General features: G+C 69.7%; 2 protein-coding genes. Both read right to left on the bottom strand.

Going from position 1 to position 1646, the window contains the following annotated elements:
* Positions 1-16: 16 nt before the first annotated feature.
* Entirely contained in the window at positions 17-370 is a 354-nt protein-coding gene (locus tag DQ240_RS23010; RefSeq protein ID WP_113842040.1) for a hypothetical protein, read from the bottom strand.
* Positions 371-389: 19 nt separating this feature from the next.
* A complete protein-coding gene (locus DQ240_RS23005) occupies positions 390-1544 on the bottom strand; it encodes an IS630 family transposase (RefSeq protein ID WP_199589487.1) in 1155 nt (384 codons plus the stop codon).
* Between the last annotated feature and the right edge of the window lie 102 nt (positions 1545-1646).

Here is a 1646-nt window from a genome sequence, read left to right as displayed (position 1 = left end):
CTAGTGGTCCTGCCTGTTAGTTCGGCGGTGTATGCGGCTGCCGCCAGATGGTGGGGTCGCTGAGGTAGAGGCCGCAGGCGCAGTCGAGGGCTTCCTCGGGGCTGCCGGTGGTGTCTCCGGTGGGCAGGTAGTTGTCCTGGTAGTCGTCATGGCTGGCTCGGTAGAGGGCGAAGCCCCAGCGGCTGGCCGAGCCGCTGTAGCGCAGTCGGAGCAGTGGCAGCAGCTGTCCGTCGGGCAGTTGGCCGTCGACGTAGGCGAACTGGCCTCGGAAGCGCAGCTGCACTCGGGCCAGCGCCGGCCAGTGCGCGCGGGCGTGGTCGTTGAGGCGTTGGCCGAGGCTGGTCTTGGTCGAGGTCGGCGGGGTCGCCATCGGCTCATCCTGGTCGTTGTCAGGCCGCCAGTGGGCGGGTGGCTGCCGGCCGGTGCATGTCCAGACGGCGGCACAGGTCGGCCAGCTCGGCCCGCCCGAATCGCCAGTCGAACGGGGTCGCGGTGGCGTTGAACCGTGGCGCGAAGGCTGCCAGCCGGGCGGTGAGGGCGTCGAGGTCGGCGAAGTCGGCCGGATGTAGCGCCTTGCGCCCGAGGATGGAGAAGACGATCTCGATCTGGTTCAGCCAGGAGGCGTGAATGGGCAGGTGCACCAGCTCGGCTGTCGGCCAGCGGGCGCGCATGCGGTCGATCGAGCGAGCGCCGTTGTGCGAGGAGCCGTTGTCCACGATCCAGAACACCCGCCGGGCCGAGGCGTAGGGCTCGGTCGTCATCACCTGCTCCACCAGAGCCTCGAACGGGGCGATTCCAGTCTTCGGTGCGGTCAGGCCGAACAGCTGTGCCTGGTGCACGTCGTAGGCGCCGAAGTAGGCCAGCGTGCCGCCTCGGCGGTATTCGAACTCCACCCGACGGGTCCGGTCCGGGCCCGGTGGCAGCTCGGGATGGCGGCGGCGCAGCGCCTGCAGCTGCGATTTCTCATCGGCGCTGAGCACGTACTCGTCCTCGCCGAGCGCGACGCCGTTCCAGATCCGGGCATACAGGTCCAGCACCCGGGCTGCCTTCCCGGCGAACTGCGGATCCCGGGGAAAGATCCATGACCGGTGCTGCCACGGGCGGATCGCGTCGGCGTGCAGCCAGCGGCGCACCGTGGACGCCGACACTGAATCCACCAGGCCCTCGGCGACCGCCTGGGCAGCCAGTTCCGTCGAGCTCCACCGGGACAACGGCACGTCACGGGCCTCGGGCGGCTCGCAGGCCATCGCCTTGACCTCGGCGACCACCGGCGCCGGAAATGATCGCGGCCGGCCCGACCGGCGCCGATCCTCGAGTCCGTCCAGTCCGGACTCGGCGAACCGCTTGCGCCACTTGCTGGCCACGCTCACAGCCACGTCCAGCCGCTGCGCGATCACCGTGTTCGGCTCGCCGTCGGCGGCCAGCAACACGATCCGGGCCCGGATCACCACAGCGAACGGCGCCATGTAGGCGCGGGAACGCTCCTCCAGCACCGCCCGCTCAGCATCGGACAGTTCAATCACATACGGCGACAGGCGAGACATCGGCACACGCCTCCGAGCACGACGAATCACGGAGGCTCGGCGCTTCCCCCTGCCGAGACGCGGCTCAACTTACGACGCTGTACTTCCGAGCGCGACCACTAG

It is taken from the genome of Blastococcus sp. TF02A-26 (assembly GCF_003319125.1).
Lineage (GTDB): Bacteria > Actinomycetota > Actinomycetes > Mycobacteriales > Geodermatophilaceae > Trujillonella.
The sequence above is the reverse complement of the archived record's forward strand: the minus strand, read 5'-3'. Positions and strand labels throughout refer to the sequence as shown.

What these genes read in the sequence shown, in the direction of transcription:
- DQ240_RS23010 (WP_113842040.1), bottom strand. Translation starts at nt 370, where the DNA reads ATGGCGACCCCGCCGACCTCGACCAAGACCAGCCTCGGCCAACGCCTC.
- DQ240_RS23005 (WP_199589487.1), bottom strand. Translation starts at nt 1,544, where the DNA reads ATGTCTCGCCTGTCGCCGTATGTGATTGAACTGTCCGATGCTGAGCGG.